Below are 26,690 nucleotides of genomic sequence, written 5' to 3'. Positions count from 1 at the left end.
ACTGGCACTAAATCACTGCGAAGCCGTTTCCGACTGGCGTTCCGGCGTCGATGTGAACCGGATCGCCGTCAGGAGCGTACCGATCAGCACAATCAGCAGATAGATCTTCATGAATTCCTCTCCGCCCGCGCGTTGCTTCCCCAATGACAAAATGCAAAACGCGTTCCACGGAAACCAATGACAGTGGCGTGATAAAAAGTGGTTAATTCGAGGTAACGGCATGAGTGAACAAATAAGTGATCGCCGCGGCCATTCCGGCGGACGTTCGGGACTGCTCGAACGCGTGCAAGGAATGTTGCCCGCACGTTTCCGGCGCGGCACGGCCGTGGTGCCGGTGGTGCGGCTGTCGGGCGTGATAGGCGCGGTGACGCCGCTGCGGCCCGGCATGACGCTCGCCGGCGTCGCCAAGATGCTGGAGCGCGCCTTTGGTACGCGGAATGCCAAGGCGGTGGCGCTGGTGATCAATTCGCCGGGCGGCTCGCCGGTGCAGTCGCGCCAGATCTATCTGCGCATCCGCCAACTGGCAGCCGAGAAGAAACTGCCGGTGCTGGTGTTCGCCGAGGACGTCGCGGCCTCCGGCGGCTACATGATCGCCTGCGCGGGCGACGAGATCTATTGCGATCCGTCCTCGATCCTCGGCTCGATCGGCGTGGTCGGCGGCAGCTTCGGCTTCCAGGAGGCGATCAAGAAGATCGGGGTCGAGCGGCGGCTGTATACGGCCGGCAGCCACAAGGCGATGCTCGATCCGTTCCTGCCCGAAAACCCCGACGACGTCGCCCGGCTGAAGACGATCCAGCGCGAGATCCATGCGACCTTCATCAACCTGGTGAAGCAGAGCCGCGGCAGCCGCCTGAAGGGGCCCGACGACGAGCTGTTCACCGGCGAGTACTGGGCGGGCGAGACCGCGGTTGGGCTCGGGCTTGCCGACGGCATTGGCGATCTCCGCGCGACCTTGCGGGCCCGCTATGGCGAGAAGGTGCTGACCCCGGTGATCGCACCCGCCAGCGGCATGCTGTCCGGCCTGCTCGGCCGGCGGGCGCCCGGGGCGGGCTCGCTGGCGGCGCTGGACGGCTTCGCGAGTTTGCCGGACGACCTGATCTCGGCGGTCGAGACGCGGGCGATTTGGGCCAGATTCGGGCTCTGAACACGCGGATTTGAGCGCGCCATTTAGCCCCAAAACCGCGATTGCGGCGCAGGCCGCCTTGCGCGACAATGAGGGTATTGGGGCCTGACAGACGTGAACGACAAGGATCGACCGATGCCGCCGCTGATTGCATTCGCAGGCGTCCTGGGTGGCCTGGCCGTGGTCCGCTGGGCATACAAGACGGCCGTCCGGATCAACCAGGAACTGGAAGAGGCGCGATTGTCCCGCGTGGCCGAGGCCTCGCGTGCGAGCGAAATCAAGACCCTGCGCCGCGACCCCGTGACCGGGGCGTATCGCCCGGGCTAGCAGCTTCAAATTCCGCAGATTGGCGGTGCCGGATTTTCCGGCATCGCCTTGATTCCATTGGCCGCCGCCGATACGGTCCCGCGCGTTTTCACACCCCCTCGCGAGATCGATTCCAACGATGGACGCCCTGCCTGACCACATGCGCCCGGAACGTTCGTTCCAGGGCTTCATCCTGGCCCTCCAGCGGTTCTGGGCCGAGCAGGGTTGCGTCATCCTGCAGCCCTACGACATGGAGATGGGCGCCGGCACCTTCCATCCCGCGACCACCTTGCGCGCGCTGGGCCCAAAACCCTGGAACGCGGCCTATGTGCAGCCCTCGCGGCGGCCGAAGGACGGCCGCTACGGCGAGAATCCCAACCGGATGCAGCACTACTACCAGTTCCAGGTGATCATGAAGCCGTCGCCGCCGAACCTTCAGGAGCTGTACCTGAAGTCGCTGGCCGCGATCGGGATCGATTCGGCGATCCACGACATCCGCTTCGTCGAGGACGATTGGGAGAGCCCGACGCTGGGCGCCTGGGGCCTCGGCTGGGAGTGCTGGTGCGACGGCATGGAAGTTTCGCAGTTCACTTACTTCCAGCAGGTCGCCGGCGTCGAATGTGCGCCGGTCGCGGGCGAACTCACCTACGGGCTCGAGCGGCTCGCGATGTATGTGCAGGGCGTCGACCGCGTCTACGACCTCAACTTCAACGGCCGCGAAGGCGCCGAGAAGGTCACCTATGGCGACGTCTTCCTGCAGGCCGAGCAGGAATATTCGCGGCACAATTTCGAATACGCCGACACCGCGATGCTGTTCGAGCAGTTCAGGATGGCGGAAGAGGCCTGCCGCAAATATCTCGCCGCCGGCTGGCGTGACGGTGGCAATCAAAAGGAACATCTGATGGCCTTGCCGGCCTACGACCAGTGCATCAAGGCGAGCCACGTGTTCAACCTGCTCGACGCCCGCGGCGTCATCTCGGTGACCGAGCGGCAGAGCTATATCGGGCGTGTGCGCGACCTGGCGAAGGCCTGCGGCGAAGCTTGGATCCACACTGAAACGGGCAGGGCGGTCTGATGCCCGATCTTCTCCTCGAACTGTTCTCCGAAGAAATTCCCGCGCGCATGCAGGCCAAGGCGGCCGACGATCTGCGCCGCATGGTGACCGACAAGCTCGTCGCCGAAGGCCTCGTCTATGAGGGCGCCAAGGCATTCGCCACCCCGCGTCGCCTGGCGCTGACCGTGCACGGGATTCCCGCGCGCCAGCCGGACCTGAAGTCTGAGCGTCGCGGCCCGAAGATCGGCGCCCCCGATGGGGCGGTGCAGGGCTTTCTGAAAGCGACCGGTCTGAAGTCGCTGGATGAAGCAAAGATCCAGAAAGATGCGAAGGGCGACTTCTACATCGCGCTGATCGAGAAGCCGGGCCGTGCCGCGATCGACGTCATCGCCGAAATCCTGCCGGTGATCATCCGCACCTTCCCCTGGCCGAAATCGATGCGCTGGGGCGCGCGCTCCGCCAAGTCAGGCTCGCTGTCCTGGGTCCGGCCGCTGCATTCGATCATTGCGACCTTCGGTCTGGAGACCGAGGAGCCCGATGTCGTGAAATTCTCGGTCGACGGCATCGAGGCCGGGCAGACCACCTACGGCCATCGCTTCATGGCGCCGGGTGCGATCCCGGTGCGCCGCTTCGAGGACTACGAGGCCAAGCTGAAGGCCGCCAAAGTCATCCTCGATCCGCAGGCGCGCAAGGACATCATCGTCGAGGACGCCAAGGAGCTGGCGTTCGCGCAGGGCCTCGAACTGGTCGAGGACCAGGTGCTGGTCGATGAGGTCTCCGGTCTCGTCGAATGGCCCGTTGTGATGATGGGATCGTTCGAGAAGGAATTCTTGGTCATCCCGGACGAAGTGATCCGCGCCACCATCCGCAACAACCAGAAGTGCTTCGTGGTCAGGGATCCCAAGACGGGGAAGCTGACCAACAAGTTCGTGCTGACCGCCAACATCGAGGCGCCCGACGGCGGCAAGACCATCGTCGCCGGCAATGAGCGCGTGATCCGCCCGCGGCTGTCGGATGCGAAGTTCTTCTACGAGACTGATCTGAAGACGAAACTCGAGGACCGGCTGCCGAAATTCGAGCAGATCGTGTTCCACGAGAAGCTCGGGACGCAGGCGGAGCGCATCAAGCGCATCGAGGCGTTGGCAGCCGAGATCGCGCCGCTGGTCGGCGCCGATGTCGAGAAGACAAAACGCGCCGCGCGTCTCGCCAAGGCGGATTTGCTGACCGAAGTGGTCGGCGAATTCCCCGAGCTTCAGGGCCTGATGGGCAAATACTACGCGCTGGCGCAGGGTGAGGATGCGTCCGTTGCCGCCGCGAGCGAGGAGCACTGGAAGCCGCAGGGGCCGACCGATCGCGTGCCGACCGATCCGGTGAGCATTGCAGTGGCGCTGGCGGACAAGTTCGACACGCTGGCTGGATTCTGGGCAATCGATGAGAAGCCGACGGGATCGAAGGATCCGTACGCGTTGCGCCGCGCGGCGCTGGGCGCAATCAGGCTGATCGTCGAGAACACGTTGCGCCTGCCGATCCTGAAGACGGCCAAATCGGCCTTGCGCGGACTGTCGGTCGAGGCCGATGCCGAGACGTTGCCGAACGATCTGCTCGCTTTCTTCGCCGACCGCCTGAAGGTCCAGCTCCGCGACCAGGGCGCGCGGCATGATCTCGTCGATGCCGTGTTCTCGCTTGGCGGTCAGGACGATCTGCTGCTCGTCGTTCGCCGCGTGGAAGCGCTCGGCAAATTCCTCGACAGTGACGACGGCAAGAACCTGCTCGCCGGCACCAAGCGCGCCAGCAACATCCTCAGCATCGAGGAGAAGAAGGACAAGCGCACGTTCGACGGTGCGCCGGACGCTGCGCTCTACAAGCTGGATGAAGAGAAGGCGCTCGCGAAAGCGATCGATCAGGTGAAGGCCGAGGCCTCCGCCGCGGTCGCCAAGGAAGACTTCGCCGCCGCGATGAGCGCGATGGCGAAGCTGCGGCCTGCGGTCGATGCGTTCTTCGACAAGGTCAAGGTCAACGATGACGATCCGAAGGTGCGCGAAAACCGTCTGAAGCTGCTCAACGAGATCCGTGCCGCGACGCGCGCGGTGGCGGATTTCTCCAGGATCGAGGGCTGACCGATGGATCGCGCAACGCTCGCCGCTTACGACAAGGAGGCGGCGGCGTTTGCGCAGGACTGGCACGACCAGCCGGCCCCTCGCGATCTGCAGGAGATCGTCGGGCAATTCTTCATCAAGGGCGGCGCGACCGCCGATATCGGCTGCGGCAGCGGCCGCGAGGTGGCGTGGCTGAATGCCAACGGCTTTCCGGCGGAGGGCTTTGATGCCTCCGAGGGCCTGCTTGCGGAAGCTCGCGCCCGCTATCCGGCGCTGCGCTTTGCGCGTGCCGAACTGCCGGAGCTTTCCGGCATCGCGGCCTGTAGCTTCGACAATGTGCTGTGCGAGACCGTGATCATGCACCTCGACCACGCGCTGATCGCGCCGTCGGTCCGCCGCATGCTCGAACTCGTGAAGCCCGGCGGCGTGCTCTATCTGAGCTGGCGTGTTACAGAAGGCGACGACGCGCGCGATGCGCATGGGCGGCTCTATGCCGCCTTCGATGCGGCGCTGGTGCGCACTGAACTGGCGGCGGCTGAACTGCTGCTCGATACAGAGGTCGTCAGCGCGTCCTCCGGAAAGGTCATTCACCGCGTCATTGCCCGGAAGCGCAACTAGCCATCTTTGGAAATATTTCGACACAATTTGCAATTTGTTAACCATGCCCTGCGAAGGTCCTGGCGGATCAACGATTTCTTAAGAAGTCGCCCCTCGCGCCAATGCAGGGACCTCCCCGATGACCTCGATCGGCACCTCGCCCAATCCCTACGCCCAATATGGCTCGGCCTATGCGCGGGCCGCCGCGACACCCTCGCTGGCGGCGACCCTGTCGGGTGACGGCACCGCCGGCGATCTTTCGGCCTCCCTGACTTCGGGGGCTGCAACCAACCTCACGCTGTCGGACGCCGCCCGCGCGCGGCTCGCCAAGGCGCTGCCGGATTTCGCGACCGTCACCAGCGATGCGCGCACGACGCTCGATCGGCTCTATACGGTCGCGGGGGTGAAGAAGCCGATCGTCGACGGCAAGACCACGATCGATCTCTCGACGCTGGACCGCCGCTCGCTGTTTGCGATTTCGACCAACAATGGCGGCAAGTTCACGCCGGACGAGCAGGCGGTCGCCGCGACCGAACTGAAGCAGCGCTTCGACAAGGCCCTGGCGCCGTCGCTTGCGACCACGCGCCTGACCGGCGACTACAGCGTCAGCTACAAGGCGGCGCTCGACTATCTCGATGGCGCCAGCGACGAGGAGAAGGCCACCGCGACCTGGGCCAGCCAACGCGCTGCGGTGCTGAAAGGCTATCAGGCGACGCAGCAGGATCCCAACAAGGCGCCAAGTGGGATCACGGGCGATCCGATCGCCGCCGCGCTGGCCGGGACCGCCCCGCCCACGACCGGCAATGCGCGCGACTTCTCCAGCGTGGCGAGCGACGTGCGCGCCTTCCTCGACCGGCAGAAGAGCGAGGCGGCGAAGAGCGGCAAGGAGCTGGTCTACGATCCCAGGCGCAAGACCGGACAGCTTGCCGATTTGTCCTCGCTGGACAACCGCTCGCTGTCGGCGATCTCGCTGAACCAGGACAAGAAGTTTTCCGGCGAGGAGATCTTCGCGGCCAAGCAGGAACTCAACACGCGGACCCGTCTTGCCGTGCTCGACGCGCTGAAGCAGAGCCAGTCGGCCGGCGATCCGCGCCAGTTCTCACTCGGCATCCTCAAGAAATATTCCTCGATGAGTGCAGAGGAGCGGCAGGCGGCCAACTGGACGAAGGATTTCCAGGACGCCGCGGTCAAGAGCTACAAGTCGACCTCGACGCTGCTCTCGATCCTGAAATCGTAAGCCGAGGAAGATGAGTTGGATCGAATTGGTTCGACCACGCACTTGCTTCACCTCTCCCCGTGGGGAGAGGTCGATTTGCGAAGCAAATCGGGTGAGGGGCCGCTGCTCTAACGAGGCACCGCAACCCTTCACCCGGCGCTACGCGCCGACCTCTCCCAAAGGAGAGCTGAACCTCCGCCGTTGATCCAGCTCACCCATCACGCTTCCAGAGTTCATCGCAACACGACGGAAAAGCCCCGCCCGGTGGGGAAGGCCGGGCGGGGCTTTCTGGTCCGGTCGATCTGCGCGCACATCCGCTTGCGCGGCGCCCGGACTGTCGTTCAGGCTACCGACCGGACTGTCGTTCAGGCTACCGAGTTGACGCAGGCCTACTCGACCACCTGAACGATCCGTCGCGAGCGCGGCTCGACCAGAACGGTCTCACCATTCACGACGGTGTAGCGATAGGGCGTCGCGCCGAACCGTTGCGGCACGTCGTAATAGGTCACGCCGGCGTCCGGCAGCACGGTGCCGACCACGACCCGATCCGTAACGGTGTAGTTCGGTACGCGCTCGCGCACGATGTATTCGCGGAATGCCGGGCGCTGCTCGATCGCAATGCCTTCGTCATCCTCGACTGCAACCGGCGGGCCTCCGCGGACAACGCCAACGGTCTGGGCCTGTGCGGCAACAGCCGGCACCGTGATCGCAGCAGCGACCGCTGCAACGGCAAGTATCCTGTTTCGCATGGCTCGCTCCATTCTCTTGCGGCGCGCCGGCCTTCGCCGATGCGCATGGCGAGCCAATGCAGCTGACGTGGTGATGTTCCGGAAAAGTCGCCGCCACATACGCGGCAATTTGGGGCAATTTTCGTGAGTTGCGGGAACCTGTTGCTATGCCAGACGTCTTGATGTGGGGAACCTCCTCGGCGGATAAACTGCCGCTCGATTCGCACCTCCAAAAACTGCCGGAGAAAACTTCAATGACCATCACTGCTGGGCATCTGCCTGCTATCGTCGCTCTGGCTGCAGGCGTCCTGATCCTGATCATGCCGCGGCTCCTCAACTATATCGTCGCGATCTACCTGATCTTCGTCGGGCTCGTGGGGATGGGCCTGCTGCGCTGGCTGCACCTGTAGCGGGAAAGCGGGGTTTCGCGGCTTGCGCGGAACCCCCCAAAATGGTGTAAGGCGCGCATCTTCGACCCCTCCTTCCGGATTGTTGTCTGACATGGCCAAAGCCGTCGCGAAGTCCAAGAAACCTGCTGCGAAAACTGCTGACAAAACAGCAGCGAAATCAAAGCCCTCGGCCGCCGCCCGCAAGGCCGCGCCGGCGCGCAAGGCGCTGAAGAAGAGCGCTCTGAAGGCGGCGCCGAAAGCCGCCGCCAAACCGGCCGCAAAGCCCGCCAGCAAGGCGCCGGCGAAGGCGGTGGCTGCGCCGAAGAAGGCTGCCCCGGTTGCGATCAAGGCCGGCAAGTGGGTCTATACGTTCGGCGACGGCAAAGCCGAGGGCCAGGCGACCCTGCGCGACTTGCTCGGCGGCAAGGGCGCCAACCTGGCGGAAATGGCCAATCTCGGCCTCCCGGTGCCTCCCGGTTTCACCATACCGACCTCGGTCTGCACCTACTTCTACGATCACGACAAGACGTATCCGAAGGAATTGAAAGCACAGGTTGAGAAGGCGCTCGACTATGTCGGCAAGCTGACCGGCAAGACCTTCGGCGACGCCAAGAACCCGCTGCTGGTCTCGGTGCGCTCGGGGGCGCGCGCCTCGATGCCGGGCATGATGGACACCGTGCTCAATCTCGGCCTCAACGACCGCACTGTCGAAGCGCTCGCCGAACTCTCCGGCGACCGCCGCTTCGCCTATGACAGCTACCGCCGTTTCATCACGATGTATTCGGACGTGGTGCTCGGCTTCGAGCATCATCATTTCGAGGATATCCTCGACACCTTCAAGGACGGCCAGGGCTATTCGCTCGACACCGACCTCACCGGCGACGACTGGGTCGAGCTGGTCGGCAAGTACAAGGAGGCGGTGGCCAAGGAGACCGGCCACGAGTTCCCGCAGGATCCGCACGACCAGCTGTGGGGCGCGATCGGCGCCGTGTTCTCATCCTGGATGAACGCCCGCGCGGTGACCTATCGCAAGCTGCACGACATTCCGGAGTCGTGGGGCACCGCGGTCAACGTGCAGGCGATGGTGTTCGGCAACATGGGCGAGACCTCGGCGACCGGCGTTGCGTTCACGCGCAACCCGTCGACCGGCGAGAGCAAGCTCTACGGCGAGTTCCTGATCAACGCCCAGGGCGAGGACGTCGTCGCCGGCATCCGCACGCCGCAGGACATCACCGAAGAGGCGCGTCAGGAGAGCGGCTCCGACAAGCTGTCGATGGAAGCCGCGATGCCGCACGCGTTCAAGGAGCTGACGCGGATCTACACGCTGCTCGAGAAGCACTACCGCGACATGCAGGACATGGAGTTCACGGTCGAGCAGGGCAAGCTGTGGATGCTGCAGACCCGCGGCGGCAAGCGTACCGCCAAGGCTGCGCTGCGCATCGCGGTCGAGCTCGCCAATGAGGGCCTGATCTCGCGCAAGGACGCGGTGACGCGGATCGATCCCGCTTCGCTCGACCAGCTGCTGCACCCGACCATCGATCCCGCCGCCAAGCGCGACGTGATCGCGACCGGCCTGCCGGCATCGCCCGGTGCGGCCTCGGGCGAGATCGTGTTCTCGTCGGATGAAGCCGCCAAGCTGCAGGCCGACGGGCGTAAGGTGATTTTGGTCCGCATCGAGACCAGCCCGGAAGACATCCACGGCATGCACGCCGCGGAAGGCATCCTCACCACCCGCGGCGGCATGACCTCGCACGCGGCGGTGGTCGCGCGCGGCATGGGCAAGCCCTGCGTCTCCGGCTGCGGCACCATCCGTGTCGACTACGGCCGCGGCACCATGAGCATCGGTTCGCGCACCTTCAAGACCGGCGATGTCATCACCATCGACGGCTCGGTCGGCCAGGTGCTGGCCGGCCGCATGCCGATGATCGAGCCGGAACTGTCCGGCGAGTTCGGCACGTTGATGGGTTGGGCCGACGAGGTCCGCAAGCTCGGCGTCCGCGTCAACGGCGACACGCCCGATGACGCGCGCACCGCGGTGAAGTTCGGCGCCGAAGGCATCGGCCTCTGCCGCACCGAGCACATGTTCTTCGAGGAGACCCGTATCCGCACCGTGCGCGAGATGATCCTCTCCGAGGACGAGCAGTCGCGCCGCGCCGCGCTGTCGAAGCTGTTGCCGATGCAGCGCGCCGACTTCGTCGAGCTGTTCGAGATCATGAAGGGCCTGCCGGTCACGATCCGCTTGCTCGACCCGCCGCTGCACGAGTTCCTGCCGCATACCCAGGCCGAGATCGAGGAAGTGGCGCGCGCCATGAACACCGATCCGCGCAAGCTCGCCGACCGCGCCCGCGAACTGTCCGAGTTCAACCCGATGCTCGGCTTCCGCGGCTGCCGTCTCGCGATCGCCTATCCGGAGATTGCGGAGATGCAGGCGCGCGCGATCTTCGAGGCGGCCGTCGAGGCCGGCAAGCGCACCGGCAAGCCGGTCGGCCTCGAGGTGATGGTGCCGCTGATCGCGACCAAGGCCGAGTTCGATCTGGTCAAGGCGCGGATCGATGCCACCGCAGGTGCGGTGATGAAGGAAACCGGCGTCAAGCTGACCTACCAGGTCGGCACCATGATCGAGCTGCCGCGCGCCTGCCTGATGGCCGGCCAGGTGGCCGAGACCGCGGAGTTCTTCTCGTTCGGCACCAACGACCTGACGCAGACCACCTACGGCATCAGCCGCGACGACGCCGCGAGCTTCCTCGGCACCTATGTCGCCAAGGGCATTCTCGCGATCGATCCGTTCATCTCGGTCGATCGCGACGGTGTCGGCGAGCTGGTCAAGATCGGCGTCACGCGTGGCCGCAAGACCCGGCCGAGCCTCAAGGTCGGGATCTGCGGCGAGCACGGCGGCGATCCCGCCTCGGTCGCGTTCTGCCACGAGGTCGGGCTCGACTACGTCTCGTGCTCGCCCTATCGCGTGCCGATCGCGCGCCTCGCCGCCGCGCAGGCCGCGCTCGGCAAGGAGATCGCCAGCCAGGCGTGAGCGATCGATCGGGTTCAGATAATGCAGAGGCCGGGACCACGTCCCGGCCTCTTTGTTTAGCGCCCTCAATAGCCACCGTCATTGCGAGCGGAGCGAAGCAATCCATCGTGCCGGTTGTGCGGAAAGAATGGATTTCTTCGTCGCTGCCGCTCCTCGCAATGACGGCTGAGGGACGGGTAACGTCTCGTTCACCATCTCCGTTGATCCGTTGTTTACGACTTTCATGCGCCGCGCATTTACCAATGCGAGTGATACGGCGCGCGCTGCGCACGCGATCGCTTGAGTGTAGCGCGCTTGCAACGCCGATTAACTCCGCGGCAACCTAAACAGATTAGCAACGGAAAAGGTCGAATTGCGCGGATGTACCGCGTTCGATTGCACTCAGTAAGCGTTGCGTGAGCGTACGATGTTTGTGTCGCGTAACCAGCCGAAGGGCGCCCGTCTCGCGCTCTTCGGTCTCGGTCTTTGCATCTTCGCACTGATGCCGACCGAGATCGGATATCAGGATATTGCCTCGCTCCTGGCCCGGCAGCCCGGCGTTGCCGAGCGCTGGCAGAAGCGCGTCTTCGCGTCCGCGGTCGGCTCCATCCAGGTCGCGACCTACAGCTTCGGCCGTCCGATCGGAACCTCCGCGCCGCAGGACCCGCAAATCCTGCTCGCGAGGCTGGACTCCAGCGCCGACGTCACCGGCGCTGTCACTCGCAATCCGATCACCACGCCGCCGCCGCGCTATCAGGCATCCGATTTTCCCAAGGTCGATCGCACCTTGAAGGGCGATCGTCTCGTCGTCAGGCGGCCGGATCAGGTCGAACCCGCGGAGCCTGCAAGCGCGGCTCCTTCGAACGAGGATCCCGCGACATCGAATTCGTCGGTCAGGGGCATGAAGACCGCGGCTGCGACGAGCGGCGGCGCACTTGCCGACAACGCACCGCTCGATCCGGAATTGCAGGAGGCGCTGCGCGCGCCGCCGCTGCCGCAATATGCCAAGCCGTCGCCGCAGCAATCCGACGTGTCGATGTCGCTCGAGGCCAACCCGCTCGACGACCTGAAGCCTGCGCCTGGGAAACCTGCGGCGGCGCCTGCCGATGCGGCGCACGAGCGCGACCCGTTTGCATTCAAGACCGCCAGCCTGTTCTTCGGCTCGTCGCTCGGCACGCCGGAAAATCTCGAGCGCTGGCAACCCGGTGAGGCGCCGGTCGTCGTGCAGCCGGCCGCTCAGCCCGATCCCGACATGAAGGTGATGGCGTCACTGCCGGTCGATGCCGACGGTCCGGTCAAGGCCGGCGAGATGGGCGAGAGCATCGCACCGAAGGGCGAGGTCAACGTCGACGACCAGCACACCAAGACGCCGGCGGAACGGCTCGGCCTGTTCGACACGAAGTCGCGCGCCAAGTCGGAGAAGTGCCTGTCGGAAGCCGTCTACTTCGAGGCGCGCGGCGAAGCGGTGCGCGGCCAGATCGCGGTCGCGCAGGTGGTGCTGAACCGCGCCTTCTCCGGCAAATATCCGGAGACGGTGTGCGGCGTGGTCTACCAGAACAAGAACCGTCACTACGCCTGTCAGTTCACCTTCGCCTGCGACAACATCCCTGATGTCGTCCGCGAGCCCGACATGTGGGACCGTGCGAAGAAGATCGCGAAGGCGATGCTCGACGGCAAATTGTGGCTGCCGGAAGTCGACCGCTCGACCCACTACCACGCCTATTGGGTGCGGCCGTCCTGGGTCAGCGAAATGAAGAAGACGTACAAGTTCGGCGTCCACACCTTCTATCGCCCGCGCGCCTGGGGCGACGGCAGCGATGCGCCGAGCTGGGGCAGCGCTGCCGAGACCGCCAAGATATCGGCGCAGCTCGCCGAGGCCGCCCGGAGCTCGGCCGAGCAGGCCAGCGCCAAGCGGTAGCGCGGTCGGCTTCCTGTTCCGGGTGCGATGTGCCCCGGAATGACGCTCGTCATCCTCTCGGATTCTGCAGGGCAGCCTTGCAGGCGAATATTTTTCTCCCGCCCCTCTTGGGGTTTTCATGCATATGCATTAACTCCTGGTAACGTTCGGCGGGGCCGGTTCCCCGGGCGGCAGATCCGGGGGAAGACGACATGGCTGTTACGGCAGGAGATCTCCGACCGGCGTCCGGCACCTGGCGCACGCCGCTTGTGATCATCGTGTGCGGCTGTGCGATCGCGCTGCTGAGCTTCGGACCGCGCTCCAGCCTTGGCTTCTTCGTGCAGCCGATGGGCCGCGAGTTTGCCTGGGGCCGCGACGTGTTCGGCCTTGCCATCGCGCTGCAGAACCTGCTGTGGGGCCTCGGCCAGCCGATCGCAGGCGCCATTGCCGACCGCTTCGGGCTGCTGCGCGTCATGATCGTCGGTGCGCTGCTGTACGCCGCCGGCCTGCTGCTGATGCGCTACTCGACCAGCTCATTGTCGCTCGACATCAGCGCCGGCGTGCTGATCGGTTTCGGCCTGTCGGGCTCGTCGTTTAATCTGGTGCTGGCAGCGTTCAGCAAGCTGTTGCCGCCGGAAAAGCGCGGCATCGCGCTGGGCGCCGGCACCGCCGCAGGCTCGTTCGGCCAGTTCCTGTTTGCGCCGTTCGGCGTCGCCCTGATCGACAATTTCGGCTGGCAGACCGCGCTCGTGGTGTTCAGCGCGCTGATGCTGCTGATCCTGCCGCTCTCGCTCGCGCTCGCGACGCCGCCTGCGGCGACGAAGGATGTGGCGCCCGCCGATCAGCAATCGTTCAGGACGGCGCTGGCGGAGGCGTTCGGCCATCGCTCCTACGTGCTGCTGGTGCTCGGCTTCTTCACCTGCGGCTTTCAGCTCGCCTTCATCACCATCCATCTGCCCGCCTATCTGGCGGACCGCGGCATTCCGGCGACGACAGGCGGTTGGGTGGTCGCCGCGATCGGCCTGTTCAACATCGTCGGCTCGCTCAGCGTCGGCTGGCTGCAGAACTTCTTTCCGAAGCGCTATTTGCTCTCGGTGATCTATTTTTCACGCGCGCTGGCGACGGTCGCCTTCATCTCCTTCCCGGTGACGCCGTTCTCGGCCATCGCGTTCGGCGCGGTCTCCGGGCTGCTGTGGCTGTCGAGCGTGCCCCCAACCTCGGCGCTGGTGGCGCTGATGTTCGGCACCCGCTGGTTCTCCACCCTCTACGGCTTCGCCTTCGTCAGCCATCAGGTCGGCGGCTTCCTCGGTGTCTGGCTCGGTGGTGTCGTGTTCGAGCAGTTCGGTTCCTACACCCCGATCTGGTGGCTGTCGGTGCTGTTCGGCGTGCTGTCAGCCCTGATCAACCTGCCGATCGTCGAGGCTCCCGTCGCACGCCCGGTTGCGCAGCCTGCCTGATGGGTTAAACACTCCCCCGAAACCAAGATACGGGGAGTGCTCATCGTGGCGACGTTCAAGGCAATCAGGATCGACAAGGCGGACAAGGGTACCACCGCCGCACTGACCCAATTCGACGACGCGGAATTGATGGACGGCGACGTCACCGTCCGCGTCGAATGGTCGACGCTGAACTACAAGGACGGCCTCGCGCTGACCGGCAAGGCGCCGGTGGTGCGCCGTTTTCCGATGATCGCCGGCATCGATTTCGCCGGCACGGTCGAGCAATCCAGTCATCCCGATTGGAAGGCGGGCGACAAGGTCCTCTGCAACGGCTGGGGCATGGGCGAGACCCATCTCGGCGCCTACGCCGAAAAGGCCCGCGTCAAGGGCGACTGGCTGGTCCGGCTGCCTGACGGTATCTCGGCCCGCGATGCGATGGCGGTCGGCACTGCCGGCTATACCGCGATGCTGTCGGTGCTGGCGCTGGAGAAGCATGGCCTGACCCCGAAGAGCGGCCCGATCGTGGTAACAGGGGCGGCCGGCGGCGTCGGCTCGGTCGCGATCGCCGTGCTCTCCAAGCTCGGCTACCACGTCATCGCGTCGACCGGCCGGATGTCGGAGGCCGATTATCTCAAGGGGCTCGGCGCCACCGAGGTGATCGACCGCGCCGAGCTGTCAGGTGCGCCGAAGCCGCTCGCGAAGGAGCGCTGGGCCGGCGGCGTCGACAGCGTCGGATCGACCACGCTCGCCAATCTGCTTTCGATGACAAAGTATGGCGGCGCCATCGCGGCCTGCGGCCTGGCGGCCGGCATGGACCTGCCGTCGTCGGTCGCGCCCTTCATTTTGCGGGGTGTGTGCCTTCTCGGTATCGATTCCGTGATGTGCCCAATCGAGCTCAGGAGGACCGCCTGGCAGCGCCTGGCCCACGATCTGGACAAGGCGAAACTGGCTGATATCACACATGAAATCGCCTTGGACGAGGTCGTGCCCTATGGCGCGAAAATCCTCGCCGGCGAGGTCCGCGGCCGCATCGTGGTAAAAATAGTCTGAGGACGTTCAGACTTTACCAACCAAGCTGCTCCAATGTTGCCACTGTTGGTATGGTAAGCAGCGGGTAAAGAGGCTTGCGGCATGATCCCGGGGGGCCGGGTTTCCTCGCGCAGACGCCGAGAAGCGTCGGTAGCGGGGATCATGCTCAACAAGGAGCGGGTGCCCGCGCTCGTAAGTGGAGTAGCTCATGCTTGCGCGTTTGGTGTTGGGGGCCGTTACGGCCGGGGCAATGGTCGTGCCGGCGTTCGCAGGCAGCATGAACGCCGATGAGGCCCGCAGGTTCGTCGCCGGCAAGGTGTTTGCGTTCACCTGTTTCGATGGCACCCGCGGCGCCGGCCGTATCCTCGACGATCTCGGCGCGGCAGGCTCGATCCAGTTCTCCGGCTCCGGCCCGATCCGCCACGTGCGGCTGCCCGGCAATACGCTGCAAATCCGCGGTCAGAGCGTTTGCGCCTCCCTGAAGGGCATTCCGTTCGAACCGTGCTTCAATCTCGACAAGCAGGACGACCGCTCGTTCCGCGGCTCGGTCTCCGGCATGGGCTTCGCCTATTGCGATTTCCATCACCAGGGCGGCCAGCAGATGCTGATGGCGCGCGCGGCGGCGCGTCCGCGCACGCTGCACCCGCGCACCCGATCCGCCGATGCCACACCGACCGAAGTGTCGCGCGTCGAGACACCACAGGTCGGAAGCGCGAAGCTGGAGCCGGTCAAGGCCGAGCCCGCCAAGGTCGAGAGCGCGCCGGAATTGCGCCGCTCCACCGACTAGGGCCTATCCGTTCCGATCAAGTCGGAACGAGGCTCTAGATTCTTGTTTTGACGCGTTTTCTTCACGCGAACCGGTATCCATCCCGCATCAAGTGCGGGACCGGCTTCACTCGAAAATGCCCTGACGTCTCATCTGCGCGCTAGCGGGAATATGCTCCGAGCCGTAGTCATACGGATGGCGGTCGCCACGCCTTGATAGCTACTCAATAGCTAGCGTTCATTGCCGCGAGGCGGATGGTGGAGACACCGATTTGAGTAGTCATATGGCGCAGTATTTTTTCCGGATCAGTGACGGCGATTACGCCGGTGGATCCGATCACGCGACCGAGTTCGAGAGCCGCGACGTGGCCTGGGCCGAGATGACCAAGGTCTGCGGCAATTTCCTCGGCAGCATTTCGCGCAACATGAAGCAGAACAGCGAATGGCACATGGAACTGCTCGACGAGGGCAGAAAGCCGGTGTTCCGGATTCGCCTGGTTGCGGAATCCGTCGATCGATAGCCAATGTTCGCTGCTGCAACCTAAAGCGCGATGCGATTGGGTTGAATCGTCATGGCGCTTTAGCTCGTTGTTCGAGCATGATCTTTTCGGAAAACCGCTTCGCACTTTTCCGGATCATGGTCTAGCTCTCCGCCTGTGGCGCAGGCAGAGCCGCCCGCCTGCGGAACAGGATCCGCTGATACAGCCAGCCAATCGCGACCAGCACGATGCCGAGGCACATGAACGACAGCGCCCGGTAGACTCCGGTGAGCGTCGACATGTCGACCAGGAAGGCTTTCAGGATCGTCAGCCCGATCACTGCGGCGGATGCCAGCCGCGCCCGCTGCGAATTGACGACGATGCCGATGCCGAGCAGCGCAACGCCGAATGCCAGCCAGGCGATCGAATAGCTGTATTGCTCCGCGCCCGTGGTCTCGCCGCGCGTCAGCACCGGTCCGTGATAGAGCCTGCGGATTTCGAACGTGACGTAAGCGAGCGCAAGCACCAGCGCGCCCGCTGCGATCGTGTTGGCGTATGCAGCCGGACGATGGCCCGCCACCGCGTAGGACAGCAGCAGCGCCAGCACGGCCGGCAGCGCATAGCCGAGCAGCAGCAGGTTGATGAAACTGCCGCCGACGTCCTGCCACCACAGCATCGGGTTCTCCAGCCCCAGCAGCCCGAACAGACCGGCAAGCCCGGCGAAGACGGTGAGCAGCACCGCGGCGACATTGTGCACGATGCTGCCGCTGCGCAGCCGCAGCCGCTCCAGCCCGATCGCCATCGCGAGCGCCACGCCGACCTGCAACGCGACCTCGGTCAGTCCCGCGCTGGTGTAATAGATGTCGCCGCCATTGACCGCGTGGCGGATCTCCATGAAGGCGAGCAGCACCGTGAACAGGATCGCCGCCGACTCGACCATCCGCAGCGGCACGTCGTCGCCGTTGCGGCGCAGGAAATGACTGCCGGCCCAGAACGACAGCGCCGGAACGCCATAGCCCCACAGCAGCCAGTTGAAGATCGGCGTGGTGCCGACGGCATCGCCGGCGATCCGCGGCTCGTAGCCGATGCGCAGCACGACGATGGCGGCGAGGATCGCGGCAAGCCAGCGCAGGAACCGGATCGGCCGCTGCACCGACAGCCACGCCGTGCCCATCGACACCAGCGCCAGCGCGATGGTGAGCCAGCCCTTGTCGAGTGCGAAGGTCAGCGCAAGCGCCAGCGAGGCGAGGGCGCCGGTCGCCGAGAGCGCGATCGACGAAGACAACTCCGGCCGTTCGCCGCGCCGGGTCAATGCTTCGGTCGCAGCGGCGTAGGCTGCGGCCAGCAGCACGGCCAGGACCGCGAACGGGATCGAACGATCGAGATGTGCGATCCGCGCATAGAGCGCGACCAAGAGCGCGATCGGCGTGAACACCGCCGCGGCGGCCCAGGTCACCGTGACCTTCGTGTTGGCAAAACGCAGTTGCGCGAGGAAGCCGGCGATGCCGAAGGCAGCCGCGAACAGCGCTGCCGTGACGAGATGCAGCGAGGCCGAGCCGTCGGTCGCGGACGGGCCGATGCCCGGCATCGCGCCACCGGGCAGCACCAGCATGTCGACATTGCGGCGCACCGCCCATTCGCCGAACACGATGAAGACGAACGCCGACGCGGCGGCGATCACGCCAGTCGCGGCGGGGGCGCGCCAGGCCACGACAAGGCTTCCGGCCGTCAGCAGGCCGAAGCCGATCATCGCGGTGTCCGCGTGCGCGCTGTTGAGCACGATCAGCATCGCGCCGAACAGATAGGCGGCGAGCGAGGCGGAGGAAATCGGCTCGATCTCCTCGCCATCGCCGTCGGGGCCGAACATGAAGCCGCAGACCACTAGCAGAGCCGCCAGCACGAAGCCCGCGATCACGTGGAAGACGTGGGGTGCGATCATCTCCTCGCCGCATTGCAGGCAGGGGAAGGTCCATAGCAGCGCGAAGGCGATGGTCGTGACCGCGAGCCAGCGCCACAGCCGGATACGCGCGAGGCCGAACGCCGCCGCCGTGACGATCGCGAGATAGACATAGAGCGACCAGAAGTCGGGCTTGTCTGATGAGACCAGGAGCGGCGTGACGAACGCGCCGACGATGCCGAGTCCTGCGAGCGCCGGCCCGTGCAGCAGCGCGGCCGCAAGCGTGCCGAGCGCGACCATGCCGAGCAGGATGAAGGCGGTTGCCGGCGCGAGGAAGTCGTACAGCGCGTAGGCGGCGTAGACGGTGGCAAAGGCCACGGCGGTACCGGCCGCGGTGAGGATCGCCGGAATGTTGGCGATCGGCAGCGCCGCGATGTTGGAGATGCTCTCCTTGCGCCGTGTCCATTCGCCGGCGCCGAGCAGCGCCAGCGCAAACAACCCGCCGAGCATCGTGCGCACGCCGGGGCCGAGCAGGCCGGCCTCGATCGAATAGCGCACCATGAAGAAGCCGCCGAGCGCGAGCGTCAGGCCGCCGATCCACACCACCCAGCGCGTGCCCAGCGTCTCCTCGAAACCGGGCGCCGGCTGCGGCGGGGCCGGCGGTTCGGGCAGCGGCGGCGGGGCGGCGCTTGCAGCGTCCGTGGCTGCCTCCGCATGCGCCTCCGGCTCGCTCGCGATCGCCTCGGGAAGTGGCGGCGGCGCGATCGGAGGCGCCGTCGAAAGCGTCTGCTCGAACGCCTCGAGCGGCGCCAGCGGCGGCGGTACGACTGTCCGCGCGGCGGCTGTGCCGGCCGCCTCGATCGCATCCAGCCGGCGCTGCAGCACCGCGATCTGGCCCAGCGCCTTGCGCGAGAAAATGATCGCAACGACGGCGATGACGAGGGTCAGGAAATCGAACGGCGAATCGAACATTGGGCCTCCGGTAGGACGCGCCGAACCATCGGCCAGCCGGCCGCCCGTCGCAACCTAGTAGTGCAGTTGAGAGGACTGGAAGTTCAAGCGATCGGGCCGCGCAGGCCGTGCTATTCCAGATCGATGTGGAACGGCCGGCCTTCGACGCTCATGCTGCCGGGACCCATCGCATCGAGCGCGCGCAGCATCCGGCCGTCACGCCCCAGCGCCTTGTCGGCGAGGCTGACGATCAGGCGGTTGGGCGCCGCGATCGGCGAGGCCTCGCGGATCAGCCGGGCGATGGACATTTCGTCCCGGTGCGGATTGAGCGCGCAGACCGTAGCGAATGCGCTCGCGGTCGAGCGGCTGATGCCGGCGTAGCAATGCACCACCATCGGTGCGCGGCGATCCCAGCCGCGCACGAAGCTCAGCACGCGCTCGATATGGGTCTCGTTCGGCGCAACGAAGCCGTCCATCTGTTCGACGATGTCGTCCATCGATACCTTCAGATGGTTGGCCGGAAGCACCGAGGGCGGCCGCTGCACCTGATCGACATTGGCCATCACGGTCAGCACATGGCTTGCGCCGGTGGCACGAACCGTGTCGGAGAGCGCAGCGAGCGAGCAGACGTGAAGCATGGTGGTCCTTGGGCGTTAGGTGAGCCCGATTATAACGGCTGCTCCCCGATGGGCAAAGGCGCCATGTCCATCGGCATTTTGCGGCGCAACCGCGGCACGGCTCGCGATGCCGCGCCTACGAGGCGTGCAATGCGTTGAAGCGCTCGAGGAACTGCTTTTCGGCCCGCGCTGCGGTCCACGGTGTCAGATAGTCGCGCTCGGTCGCTTCGGGCAATTCCGGATCGCGGCCGAACAGCCGTTTGGCTTCGGCTTGCGAAAATCCCGCCAGATGCGTCGCCTCGAGATAGGCGGCGCCGCGATCGGCGGCCTTGATCTGTTGGGTGATCTCGTCCGCCAGCACCGCAGGCAGGCCGAAGCGGATATGGATCGCCGACAGCAGCCGCTTCTCCACGGCCTTGTATTCGCCCGCGAGCACCGCCTTGAACGGCGAGATCATGTCGCCGATGACATATTCCGGTGCGTCATGCAGCAGCGCCGCGAGCCGATGGCTGATGTCGACGCGCGGAATCTGCTGGCGCATCACTGCTTCGACCAGCAGCGTGTGCTGGGCCACCGAGAAGATGTGCGCACCCGAGGTCTGGCCGTTCCAGCGCGCAACCCGCGCCAGCCCATGCGCGATGTCGACGATCTCGATATCGAGCGGCGACGGGTCGAGCAGGTCCAGCCGGCGTCCCGACAACATCCGCTGCCAGGCGCGGGTTGTCTCCGTCGATTTGCGCGCCGTCATTTCTTCTTGAGCCGCGGCGTGCGCAGCTTGCCGCTGCAGGTCTCGTGGCAGAAGCAGGTGACGAGGTGATCGTTGACCATGCCGGTCGCCTGCATGAAGGCGTACACGATGGTCGGGCCGACGAATTTGAAGCCGCGCGCGCCGAGCTCCTTGGAGACCTTGATCGAGACCGGCGTCGAAGCCGGTACGCTCGCCGTGGTCTTGAACTGGTTGACTTTCGGCTTGCCGTCGACGAAGTCCCACAGGAATTTGGAGAAGCCGGGGCCCTTGTCCATGATCTCCAGATAGCCCTTGGCACTCGCCACTGCGCCTTCGATCTTGGCGCGGTTGCGGACGATGCCGGCGTCGTTCATCAGCGCGTGCACCTTCTTGTCGGTGTAGCGCGCGATCTTCTCGGGCTGGAAATCGTCGAACGCTTTACGGAAATTGTCGCGCTTGCGCAGGATCGTGATCCAGGACAGGCCGGCCTGAAAGCCGTCGAGGATCAGCTTTTCGTAGAGTGCGCGGTCGTCATATTCCGGCACGCCCCATTCATTGTCGTGATAGGCGACGTAGAACGCGTCCTCGCCCGGCCACGGGCAACGCGTCTTGCCGTCGGGATGCAGTTGCGCGGTACGGCTCATGCGACGGTCTGCTTGGGTGGGATGCGGACGACGTCCGGCTCGGCGAGATGCAGCGACAGCCCGCCCGCAGTCAGCGGAAGGCCGGCGTCGAGCGCGTCGGCGACGCGATCGATGCGCACCAGCGCCAGGCCTTTCTCGCCGGCGGTCGAGCCGATGGTGCCGACCTGCTTGTCGCCGGCGAGGATCGTTGCGCCGGACTCCGGCGAGGGGCCATCGAGGATGATCTTCACCGTGCGGGTGCGTGCTGTGCCGCGGTGCTGCATGCGCGACACCACTTCCTGGCCGACATAGCAGCCCTTGTCGAAATCGACGCCGTGCAGGTGATCCATATTGGTCTCGTGCGGGAAGGCGTCGCCATACATGAAGTCGAGCCCGCCGCGCGGCACGCCGGTGGCGATCCGGTGCGCCTCATAGGCGCTGGAGTCGACGAGATCGGCGCCGATCAGATCGGCGAGCTTCTGCTTGAGGTCTTCCGGGATCAGGATGCGCCAGCCTAGCGCTGCGTTGCGCGGATCGGCGAATGCGAGATCGGGGGTCGCCGCCGGCTCGCCATCCCAGGCCGCCAGCACGCCGAGGCTGTCGGAGAGGTTTTCCACCACGACCTTGGCGCGCAGCTTGTAGAAGCCGAGCTTGTCGGCGAGCCCCTTGGCGAGCGCACGCGGCGCGTCGATCAGGAAGCCGCCGCCGTGCCCTGTGGGTATCTCGGTGATCAGGAAGTCGACGATGATCTTGCCCTGCGGCGTCAGCAGCGCACCGAACCGGGCCTGCCCCGGGGCCAGCTGCTCGACGTCGGTCGTGATGAGCCCGTTGAGGAAGTTGCGGGCGTCCTCGCCAGAGACCTTGATCACGCCCCGATCTGGAAGAAACGCTGCTTTCATTCGCAAAATTGGCTCTTTTTCCAAGTTCCTTGGGAAACGCGGTCGTCGCGGATATCCCCTGCCAAGCTAAGGCGCTAGAGTGCGCCGAACAAGGCCCGCGCGACTGTGGAAAGCGGGCGCCGAGGACCGATGAATCAGCGTTTTGACACCATTCTAAAATCCGGCACCGTGGTCAATCAGGACGGCGAGGGCGTGCGCGATATCGGTATCGCGGGCGGCCGCATCGCCGCGATCGGCTCGCTCAGCCAGGCCTCGGCCGGCGAGGTGATCGACTGCAAGGGCTTGCACATCCTGCCCGGCGTCATGGACACCCAGGTGCATTTCCGCGAGCCCGGTTTGACGCAGAAGGAAGATCTCGAGACCGGCTCGCGCAGCGCCGTGATGGGCGGGGTCACCGCCGTGTTCGAGATGCCGAACACCAACCCGCTGACGGTGACTGAAGAAGCGTTCACCGACAAGATCAAGCGCGGCCATCATCGCATGCATTGCGACTTCGCGTTCTTCATCGGCGGCACCCGCGAGAACGTGCAGGACCTGCCCGAGCTCGAACGCGCGCCGGGCTGCGCTGGCGTCAAGGTGTTCATCGGCTCCTCCACCGGCGCGCTGCTGGTCGAGGACGACGAAAGCCTGCGGCGGATATTCAAGGTGATCCGGCGCCGCGCCGCGTTTCACGCCGAGGACGAATACCGCCTCAACGAGCGCAAGCCGCTGCGCATCGAGGGCGATCCGCGCTCGCACCCGGTGTGGCGCGACGAGACCGCGGCGCTGATGGCGACCGAGCGGCTGGTCAATCTCGCGCGCGAGACCGGCAAGCGCATCCATGTGCTGCACATCTCGACCAAGGAAGAGATCCTCTATCTGCGCGACCACAAGGATGTCGCCTCCTGCGAGGCGACGCCGCATCACCTGACGATGGCGGCACCCGAATGCTATGAGCGGCTCGGCACGCTGGCGCAGATGAACCCGCCGGTGCGCGCGGCAGATCACCGCGCCGGCATCTGGTACGGCGTCGAGCAGGGCATCATCGACGTGCTCGGCTCGGACCACGCGCCGCACACGCTGGAGGAGAAGCAGAAGACCTATCCGGCTTCGCCTTCGGGCATGACCGGCGTGCAGACGCTGGTGCCGCTGATGCTGGATCACGTCAATGCCGGGCGGCTGTCGCTACAGCGGTTCGTCGACCTCACCAGTGCCGGTCCGGCGCGGCTGTTCAACATCGCCTGCAAGGGCCGCATCGCGGCGGGGTACGATGCCGACTTCACCGTCGTCGATCTCAAGCGCAGCGAGACCATCACCAACAAATGGATCGCTTCGCGCGCCGGCTGGACACCCTATGACGGCGTGCGCGTGCAGGGCTGGCCGGTCGGCACCTTCGTGCGCGGCAAGCAGGTGATGTGGCAGGGCGAAGTCACGACGCCGTCGCTAGGTGAACCGGTCCGGTTCCTCGAGACGTTGAAACCCTAACGCTGTCGTCGATTACTGCCTGGCAAGCGCCAGCGAGAACTCGCCGTTGCGCACGCGCGCGGCGAGGCCCTCGGCGAACTTCGCCACCGCGTCCTCGCCATAGGTGTTGACGAGCTCGGCGAGCGCCGCGAACAGGCTCGCCTGCGCCAGGCAGTCGCCGTCGACGCCCTCGTGACGCGCTTCCGCCCACGCCTCGTTCAGATAACTCAGCGCGGCCTGCTTCTGCTCGTGGTCGGGACGCGGGTCTTCGTGGTGAAGGGGGAAAGACGCTGGATGGCGCATGAAACTCTGCAAAATGAATGCGCGCGGTCCGAGGAGCGAACCACTGCGACCGGCGAGATGTATCACGCATGCGGGTACCGCCTAGCCCACATCTTTCGAAAAGGTTAACGGCCGCCACCGCATTTAAAGGGGAATTTCGGACATCCCCGCCGCGATCAGCCAAATGAGCTGTGGATATGGTCCAGCACCGCGCGCGGCGAGGCGCAGAGATGGCTGGCGCCGGCCTCGGTCAGTTCTTGCGGCGTGCCGTAGCCATAGGTGACGCCGACCGCACGGATGCCGTTGCGATTCGCGCCGATCACATCGTGGCTGCGGTCGCCGATCATCAAGGCCCGCGCAGGATCGGCCCCGGTTTGCTCCAGCGCATACGCGAGCAGGTCGACCTTGTTGACCCGGGTTCCGTCGAGTTCCGAGCCGAACACGTGGTCGAAATAACCGCTGAGGCCAAAATGCGCCACGATCCGGCTCGCGAACACATGCGGCTTCGAGGTCGCCACGAAGATCCGGCCGGGCCGCCCGCGCAGCTCGGCCAGCACCTCGGCGATATCGGGATACACGCTGTTCTCGAACAGCCCGACATCGCCGAATCGCTCGCGGTAGAGCTCGACGGCGCGGTCGGCGAGCTCCTCGCCGCCGAGCAGCATGGCAAAGCTCGCCCGCAGCGGCGGCCCGATGCACCAGGTCAATTCGTCCTGCGAGGGAACCGGCCGGCCGAGCTTTGCCAGTGCGTACTGGATCGAGCCGGTGATGCCGGGCTTCGGGTCGGTCAGGGTGCCGTCGAGGTCGAAGAAGATCGCGCGTTCAGTTGGCATAGCGGGCCGTCAGGTCGCGCGAGATTTTCGAGCCTTCCTCGATGTAGCGGCGGATCGCGACGGAAGCTGCCGGCGTGCAGGTCCGGTAGGTCTGCTGGAAGCCGTTGTAGCCGCGATTGAAGCCCGCCACCATGCGCGCCCGGCGGTCGCCCGAGGGGGTTTCGGCATCGATCAGCGCCTGCATCTCGTTGCGCCATTTGGCGCCCTCGTTGGAGCCGCAGATGCCGCGCAGATAGTGCAGGGCGCCGAGGATCTCGGCCAGCCGCTGCAAATCGCCATCGAACGGCGCGGCCGCATCCTGCGCCCGGGCGGGCGTCGCAAGGCATGCCGACATCAGGATCACAACGGCGAGAAGGGCTCTGATCATCAGGAGTTCCAGAATCGCCGTGGTATGCCCCCTCAATGCGCCCGAGGCAAGGCGGCAGAGCTCTCCGAAGCCCGCAAAACAGGTCTCAAACCAGCCGCTGGGCGGCCGCAATGACCTCGTGCAGGCCGCCGGTGACCTTGAGGTCGCCGATCGCCTCCGGCACCAGCCATCTGAAATCGTCGTGCTCGTCGTTCAGCACGGGCTCGCGCGAGGCCCAGCGCGCCGCGAAGGTCATGATCATATAGTGCCCGGTGCCGGGGCCGGTCGGCAGCACCTCGCGCCAGCCGGCGAGACCCAGGATATCGACCCTCAGGCCGGTCTCCTCGTCGATCTCCCGGTGCAGGGCGGTGTGCAGTGTCTCGCCGAACTCGACCCGGCCGCCGGGCAGCGAATAGAAGCCCTTGCCGGGCGAGCGGGCGCGGCGGACCAGCAGCACACGGCCGTCGCGGAAAATCACGCCTGATACGGCAAGCTGTGGGCGGATCGGGGGTTCGGCAGAGCTCAAAGGGCAGCACCAGTTTCGCGGACAACCATGCCCGATATCTCAGGCGCCCGCCATGATGCTGTCGACATCGGCCTCTGCGGCGCCGTTGATGACACCGGCGGTCTGCATCACCAGCGGCTTGACCCAGACGATGGCCTGCTCGGCGAGCGCGACCCGGCTCTTGTCCTGCTGCAATTGCCGCATCGCCGCGCCGACCTCGGTCAGGATCCTGGTCATGCTGTCGGTCAGCTGGTCGAATTCGGCCCGGATCCCGGCATCCGCGGTCTCGTAGGACTCGATCGCCAGGTCACGCGCCTTGAAGTTGGACGCGGTGAAATGCTCGGCATAGGACAGCGGCTGCCATTCCAGGAAATCGTCGGCGCATTCCGGCAGGTCCGGCACCATCTCCAGCAACATGATGGCTTCGTTGAAGTGATTGAGGTAGTCGGTCGCAAGCCCGGTGCGGGGATTGATGTTGGCGGCGCGCAACAAAGCCGCCCGCGCCTCGTCGGGGTACGTCGGTCGCGGGGAAGAGCCCGCTATGGCGGCCGTTGAGGTCATTGGTCGCAGTCTTTAACGGTCCAAGTTAAGGCTGAATAAACAGATACCACTCTGGACGGGATATGTGCGGACGCTTTGTCATTACCTCGCCGCCGGCGGCTTTGCGCGAAATGTTCGGCTATATCGAGCAGCCGAATTTTCCGCCGCGGTACAATGTTGCGCCGACCCAGCCGATCCCGGTGGTGCTGCTGCAAAACGGCGGCCGGCATTTCCAATTGATGCGCTGGGGCCTGATCCCGTCCTGGGTCAAGGACCCCCGCACATTCTCGCTCTTGATCAACGCGCGCTCCGAGACGGTGCGGGAGAAGCCCGCCTTCAAGAACGCGATCAAGCGGCGCCGTGCGCTGATCCCGGCCGACGGCTATTACGAATGGCAGGATGCCGGCGGCCGCAAGCGGCCGTTCTTCATCCACCGCCGCGATGGCCATCCGGTCGCCTTCGCGGCGCTGGCCGAGACCTGGATGGGGCCGAACGGCGAGGAGCAGGACACGGTGGCGATCGTCACTGCGCCGGCGAGCCCCGATCTCGCCGAGCTGCATCACCGCGTGCCCGTCACGATCCGGCCCGAGCAATTCGCACGCTGGCTCGACTGCCTGCCCAACGATGTCGATGACGTGATGCCGCTGCTGAAGGGGCCAGATGTCGGCGAGTTCGCCTGGCACCGGGTGACGATGCGCGTCAACGCCGTCGCCAACGACGACGCGCAATTGCTGCTGCCGATGACCGCGGAGGAGATCGCCGCGGAAGACGCGCCGGCGGCGAAGAAGGTGGCAGTGCGCAAGACGGCGCCGCGGGAAGATGACGGGCAGGGGTCGTTGTTCTAGCGGCCGATGCTGTGTGGAAAGTGCACGCATACAGGCGCGGGCATCTCCACGTCGTCG

Annotated in this window: 26 protein-coding genes; 15 read left to right on the top strand and 11 right to left on the bottom strand. The window is 65.6% G+C overall.

Annotated features, from left to right (window positions below; translation table 11 throughout):
- Positions 1 to 220: 220 nt before the first annotated feature.
- The 6 genes from JQ507_25110 to JQ507_25085 all read left to right on the top strand — a co-directional run bounded on the left by JQ507_25110 (position 221) and on the right by JQ507_25085 (position 6,413).
- A complete protein-coding gene (locus tag JQ507_25110; GenBank protein ID QRI68194.1) occupies positions 221 to 1,144 on the top strand; it encodes a S49 family peptidase in 924 nt (307 codons plus the stop codon).
- Positions 1,145 to 1,258: 114 nt separating this feature from the next.
- Positions 1,259 to 1,450, top strand: coding sequence for a hypothetical protein (locus JQ507_25105; GenBank protein ID QRI68193.1), 192 nt, complete (start codon positions 1,259 to 1,261; stop codon positions 1,448 to 1,450).
- Between the two features lie 118 nt (positions 1,451 to 1,568).
- Positions 1,569 to 2,504: a glycine--tRNA ligase subunit alpha gene (locus tag JQ507_25100; GenBank protein ID QRI68192.1), complete on the top strand. Its 936-nt coding sequence runs from the start codon at positions 1,569 to 1,571 to the stop codon at positions 2,502 to 2,504.
- Entirely contained in the window at positions 2,504 to 4,600 is a 2,097-nt protein-coding gene (locus JQ507_25095; protein QRI68191.1) for a glycine--tRNA ligase subunit beta, read from the top strand. The genes JQ507_25100 and JQ507_25095 overlap by 1 nt, the downstream gene beginning before the upstream one ends.
- 3 nt (positions 4,601 to 4,603) lie before the next feature.
- The gene (locus JQ507_25090) at positions 4,604 to 5,197 is read left to right on the top strand and encodes a class I SAM-dependent methyltransferase (protein QRI68190.1); all 594 of its coding nucleotides are present in this window, start codon (positions 4,604 to 4,606) and stop codon (positions 5,195 to 5,197) included.
- A 118-nt stretch (positions 5,198 to 5,315) separates the two neighbouring features.
- On the top strand, positions 5,316 to 6,413 hold the full coding sequence (locus tag JQ507_25085) for a hypothetical protein (protein QRI68189.1): 1,098 nt from the start codon (positions 5,316 to 5,318) through the stop codon (positions 6,411 to 6,413).
- A 368-nt stretch (positions 6,414 to 6,781) separates the two neighbouring features.
- Here JQ507_25085 and JQ507_25080 read toward each other — a convergent pair whose 3' ends face one another.
- Positions 6,782 to 7,141, bottom strand: a complete 360-nt coding sequence (locus JQ507_25080; GenBank protein QRI68188.1) for a DUF1236 domain-containing protein — start codon at positions 7,139 to 7,141, stop codon at positions 6,782 to 6,784.
- 233 nt (positions 7,142 to 7,374) lie between these two features.
- Between JQ507_25080 and JQ507_25075 the strand changes: the two genes are divergently transcribed.
- The 7 genes from JQ507_25075 (at position 7,375) to JQ507_25045 (ending at position 16,167) form a co-directional block, all read left to right on the top strand.
- Complete coding sequence (locus JQ507_25075; GenBank protein ID QRI68187.1) at positions 7,375 to 7,530, top strand: DUF3096 domain-containing protein; 156 nt, start codon at positions 7,375 to 7,377, stop codon at positions 7,528 to 7,530.
- Between the two features lie 91 nt (positions 7,531 to 7,621).
- The gene (locus JQ507_25070; protein QRI68186.1) at positions 7,622 to 10,537 is read left to right on the top strand and encodes a pyruvate, phosphate dikinase; all 2,916 of its coding nucleotides are present in this window, start codon (positions 7,622 to 7,624) and stop codon (positions 10,535 to 10,537) included.
- A 406-nt stretch (positions 10,538 to 10,943) separates the two neighbouring features.
- Positions 10,944 to 12,434 (top strand): cell wall hydrolase, encoded by a 1,491-nt coding sequence (locus tag JQ507_25065; GenBank protein ID QRI68185.1) that lies wholly within the window; start codon positions 10,944 to 10,946, stop codon positions 12,432 to 12,434.
- Between the two features lie 191 nt (positions 12,435 to 12,625).
- A complete protein-coding gene (locus JQ507_25060) occupies positions 12,626 to 13,870 on the top strand; it encodes an MFS transporter (GenBank protein ID QRI68184.1) in 1,245 nt (414 codons plus the stop codon).
- 45 nt (positions 13,871 to 13,915) lie between these two features.
- Positions 13,916 to 14,902, top strand: coding sequence for an oxidoreductase (locus tag JQ507_25055; GenBank protein QRI68183.1), 987 nt, complete (start codon positions 13,916 to 13,918; stop codon positions 14,900 to 14,902).
- A 187-nt stretch (positions 14,903 to 15,089) separates the two neighbouring features.
- Positions 15,090 to 15,668, top strand: a complete 579-nt coding sequence (locus JQ507_25050; GenBank protein ID QRI68182.1) for a hypothetical protein — start codon at positions 15,090 to 15,092, stop codon at positions 15,666 to 15,668.
- Between the two features lie 262 nt (positions 15,669 to 15,930).
- The gene (locus JQ507_25045; protein ID QRI68181.1) at positions 15,931 to 16,167 is read left to right on the top strand and encodes a hypothetical protein; all 237 of its coding nucleotides are present in this window, start codon (positions 15,931 to 15,933) and stop codon (positions 16,165 to 16,167) included.
- Positions 16,168 to 16,288: 121 nt separating this feature from the next.
- Here JQ507_25045 and JQ507_25040 read toward each other — a convergent pair whose 3' ends face one another.
- The 5 genes from JQ507_25040 to JQ507_25020 all read right to left on the bottom strand — a co-directional run bounded on the left by JQ507_25040 (position 16,289) and on the right by JQ507_25020 (position 21,839).
- On the bottom strand, positions 16,289 to 18,994 hold the full coding sequence (locus JQ507_25040; GenBank protein QRI68180.1) for a DUF2339 domain-containing protein: 2,706 nt from the start codon (positions 18,992 to 18,994) through the stop codon (positions 16,289 to 16,291).
- A 110-nt stretch (positions 18,995 to 19,104) separates the two neighbouring features.
- Positions 19,105 to 19,611, bottom strand: coding sequence for a protein tyrosine phosphatase (locus JQ507_25035; GenBank protein QRI68179.1), 507 nt, complete (start codon positions 19,609 to 19,611; stop codon positions 19,105 to 19,107).
- 115 nt (positions 19,612 to 19,726) lie between these two features.
- Entirely contained in the window at positions 19,727 to 20,338 is a 612-nt protein-coding gene (locus tag JQ507_25030) for an HD family hydrolase (protein QRI68178.1), read from the bottom strand.
- Entirely contained in the window at positions 20,335 to 20,961 is a 627-nt protein-coding gene (locus JQ507_25025; GenBank protein ID QRI68177.1) for a DNA-3-methyladenine glycosylase I, read from the bottom strand. Before JQ507_25025 ends, JQ507_25030 begins: the two co-directional genes overlap by 4 nt.
- Positions 20,958 to 21,839 (bottom strand): folate-binding protein YgfZ, encoded by an 882-nt coding sequence (locus tag JQ507_25020; GenBank protein ID QRI68176.1) that lies wholly within the window; start codon positions 21,837 to 21,839, stop codon positions 20,958 to 20,960. The genes JQ507_25025 and JQ507_25020 overlap by 4 nt, the downstream gene beginning before the upstream one ends.
- 129 nt (positions 21,840 to 21,968) lie before the next feature.
- On the opposite strand from JQ507_25020, the gene JQ507_25015 reads away from it, so the two are divergent.
- A complete protein-coding gene (locus tag JQ507_25015) occupies positions 21,969 to 23,303 on the top strand; it encodes a dihydroorotase (GenBank protein QRI68175.1) in 1,335 nt (444 codons plus the stop codon).
- A gap of 12 nt (positions 23,304 to 23,315) precedes the next feature.
- Here JQ507_25015 and JQ507_25010 read toward each other — a convergent pair whose 3' ends face one another.
- From JQ507_25010 to JQ507_24990, 5 genes are all read right to left on the bottom strand, one after another.
- Complete coding sequence (locus JQ507_25010; GenBank protein ID QRI68174.1) at positions 23,316 to 23,585, bottom strand: hypothetical protein; 270 nt, start codon at positions 23,583 to 23,585, stop codon at positions 23,316 to 23,318.
- Positions 23,586 to 23,740: 155 nt separating this feature from the next.
- Entirely contained in the window at positions 23,741 to 24,397 is a 657-nt protein-coding gene (locus JQ507_25005) for an HAD family hydrolase (protein ID QRI68173.1), read from the bottom strand.
- Positions 24,387 to 24,764, bottom strand: a complete 378-nt coding sequence (locus tag JQ507_25000) for a TIGR02301 family protein (protein ID QRI68172.1) — start codon at positions 24,762 to 24,764, stop codon at positions 24,387 to 24,389. The genes JQ507_25005 and JQ507_25000 overlap by 11 nt, the downstream gene beginning before the upstream one ends.
- A gap of 85 nt (positions 24,765 to 24,849) precedes the next feature.
- On the bottom strand, positions 24,850 to 25,269 hold the full coding sequence (locus tag JQ507_24995) for an NUDIX hydrolase (GenBank protein ID QRI68171.1): 420 nt from the start codon (positions 25,267 to 25,269) through the stop codon (positions 24,850 to 24,852).
- 39 nt (positions 25,270 to 25,308) lie between these two features.
- A complete protein-coding gene (locus JQ507_24990) occupies positions 25,309 to 25,809 on the bottom strand; it encodes a hypothetical protein (protein ID QRI68170.1) in 501 nt (166 codons plus the stop codon).
- A 62-nt stretch (positions 25,810 to 25,871) separates the two neighbouring features.
- Between JQ507_24990 and JQ507_24985 the strand changes: the two genes are divergently transcribed.
- Positions 25,872 to 26,633 carry an SOS response-associated peptidase gene (locus JQ507_24985; protein QRI68169.1) on the top strand — a complete coding sequence of 254 codons (762 nt, stop codon included), beginning with the start codon at positions 25,872 to 25,874 and terminating at the stop codon, positions 26,631 to 26,633.
- The last annotated feature ends 57 nt before the right edge of the window (positions 26,634 to 26,690 follow it).

Source organism: Bradyrhizobium sp. PSBB068 (genome assembly GCA_016839165.1).
Classification (GTDB): Bacteria; Pseudomonadota; Alphaproteobacteria; order Rhizobiales; family Xanthobacteraceae; genus Bradyrhizobium.
The sequence above is the reverse complement of the archived record's forward strand: the minus strand, read 5'-3'. Positions and strand labels throughout refer to the sequence as shown.

What these genes read in the sequence shown, in the direction of transcription:
- JQ507_25110 (QRI68194.1), top strand. Translation starts at nt 221, where the DNA reads ATGAGTGAACAAATAAGTGATCGCCGCGGCCATTCCGGCGGACGTTCG.
- JQ507_25105 (QRI68193.1), top strand. Translation starts at nt 1,259, where the DNA reads ATGCCGCCGCTGATTGCATTCGCAGGCGTCCTGGGTGGCCTGGCCGTG.
- JQ507_25100 (QRI68192.1), top strand. Translation starts at nt 1,569, where the DNA reads ATGGACGCCCTGCCTGACCACATGCGCCCGGAACGTTCGTTCCAGGGC.
- JQ507_25095 (QRI68191.1), top strand. Translation starts at nt 2,504, where the DNA reads ATGCCCGATCTTCTCCTCGAACTGTTCTCCGAAGAAATTCCCGCGCGC.
- JQ507_25090 (QRI68190.1), top strand. Translation starts at nt 4,604, where the DNA reads ATGGATCGCGCAACGCTCGCCGCTTACGACAAGGAGGCGGCGGCGTTT.
- JQ507_25085 (QRI68189.1), top strand. Translation starts at nt 5,316, where the DNA reads ATGACCTCGATCGGCACCTCGCCCAATCCCTACGCCCAATATGGCTCG.
- JQ507_25080 (QRI68188.1), bottom strand. Translation starts at nt 7,141, where the DNA reads ATGCGAAACAGGATACTTGCCGTTGCAGCGGTCGCTGCTGCGATCACG.
- JQ507_25075 (QRI68187.1), top strand. Translation starts at nt 7,375, where the DNA reads ATGACCATCACTGCTGGGCATCTGCCTGCTATCGTCGCTCTGGCTGCA.
- JQ507_25070 (QRI68186.1), top strand. Translation starts at nt 7,622, where the DNA reads ATGGCCAAAGCCGTCGCGAAGTCCAAGAAACCTGCTGCGAAAACTGCT.
- JQ507_25065 (QRI68185.1), top strand. Translation starts at nt 10,944, where the DNA reads ATGTTTGTGTCGCGTAACCAGCCGAAGGGCGCCCGTCTCGCGCTCTTC.
- JQ507_25060 (QRI68184.1), top strand. Translation starts at nt 12,626, where the DNA reads ATGGCTGTTACGGCAGGAGATCTCCGACCGGCGTCCGGCACCTGGCGC.
- JQ507_25050 (QRI68182.1), top strand. Translation starts at nt 15,090, where the DNA reads ATGCTTGCGCGTTTGGTGTTGGGGGCCGTTACGGCCGGGGCAATGGTC.
- JQ507_25045 (QRI68181.1), top strand. Translation starts at nt 15,931, where the DNA reads ATGGCGCAGTATTTTTTCCGGATCAGTGACGGCGATTACGCCGGTGGA.
- JQ507_25040 (QRI68180.1), bottom strand. Translation starts at nt 18,994, where the DNA reads ATGTTCGATTCGCCGTTCGATTTCCTGACCCTCGTCATCGCCGTCGTT.
- JQ507_25035 (QRI68179.1), bottom strand. Translation starts at nt 19,611, where the DNA reads ATGCTTCACGTCTGCTCGCTCGCTGCGCTCTCCGACACGGTTCGTGCC.
- JQ507_25030 (QRI68178.1), bottom strand. Translation starts at nt 20,338, where the DNA reads ATGACGGCGCGCAAATCGACGGAGACAACCCGCGCCTGGCAGCGGATG.
- JQ507_25025 (QRI68177.1), bottom strand. Translation starts at nt 20,961, where the DNA reads ATGAGCCGTACCGCGCAACTGCATCCCGACGGCAAGACGCGTTGCCCG.
- JQ507_25020 (QRI68176.1), bottom strand. Translation starts at nt 21,839, where the DNA reads ATGAAAGCAGCGTTTCTTCCAGATCGGGGCGTGATCAAGGTCTCTGGC.
- JQ507_25015 (QRI68175.1), top strand. Translation starts at nt 21,969, where the DNA reads ATGAATCAGCGTTTTGACACCATTCTAAAATCCGGCACCGTGGTCAAT.
- JQ507_25010 (QRI68174.1), bottom strand. Translation starts at nt 23,585, where the DNA reads ATGCGCCATCCAGCGTCTTTCCCCCTTCACCACGAAGACCCGCGTCCC.
- JQ507_25005 (QRI68173.1), bottom strand. Translation starts at nt 24,397, where the DNA reads ATGCCAACTGAACGCGCGATCTTCTTCGACCTCGACGGCACCCTGACC.
- JQ507_25000 (QRI68172.1), bottom strand. Translation starts at nt 24,764, where the DNA reads ATGATCAGAGCCCTTCTCGCCGTTGTGATCCTGATGTCGGCATGCCTT.
- JQ507_24990 (QRI68170.1), bottom strand. Translation starts at nt 25,809, where the DNA reads ATGACCTCAACGGCCGCCATAGCGGGCTCTTCCCCGCGACCGACGTAC.
- JQ507_24985 (QRI68169.1), top strand. Translation starts at nt 25,872, where the DNA reads ATGTGCGGACGCTTTGTCATTACCTCGCCGCCGGCGGCTTTGCGCGAA.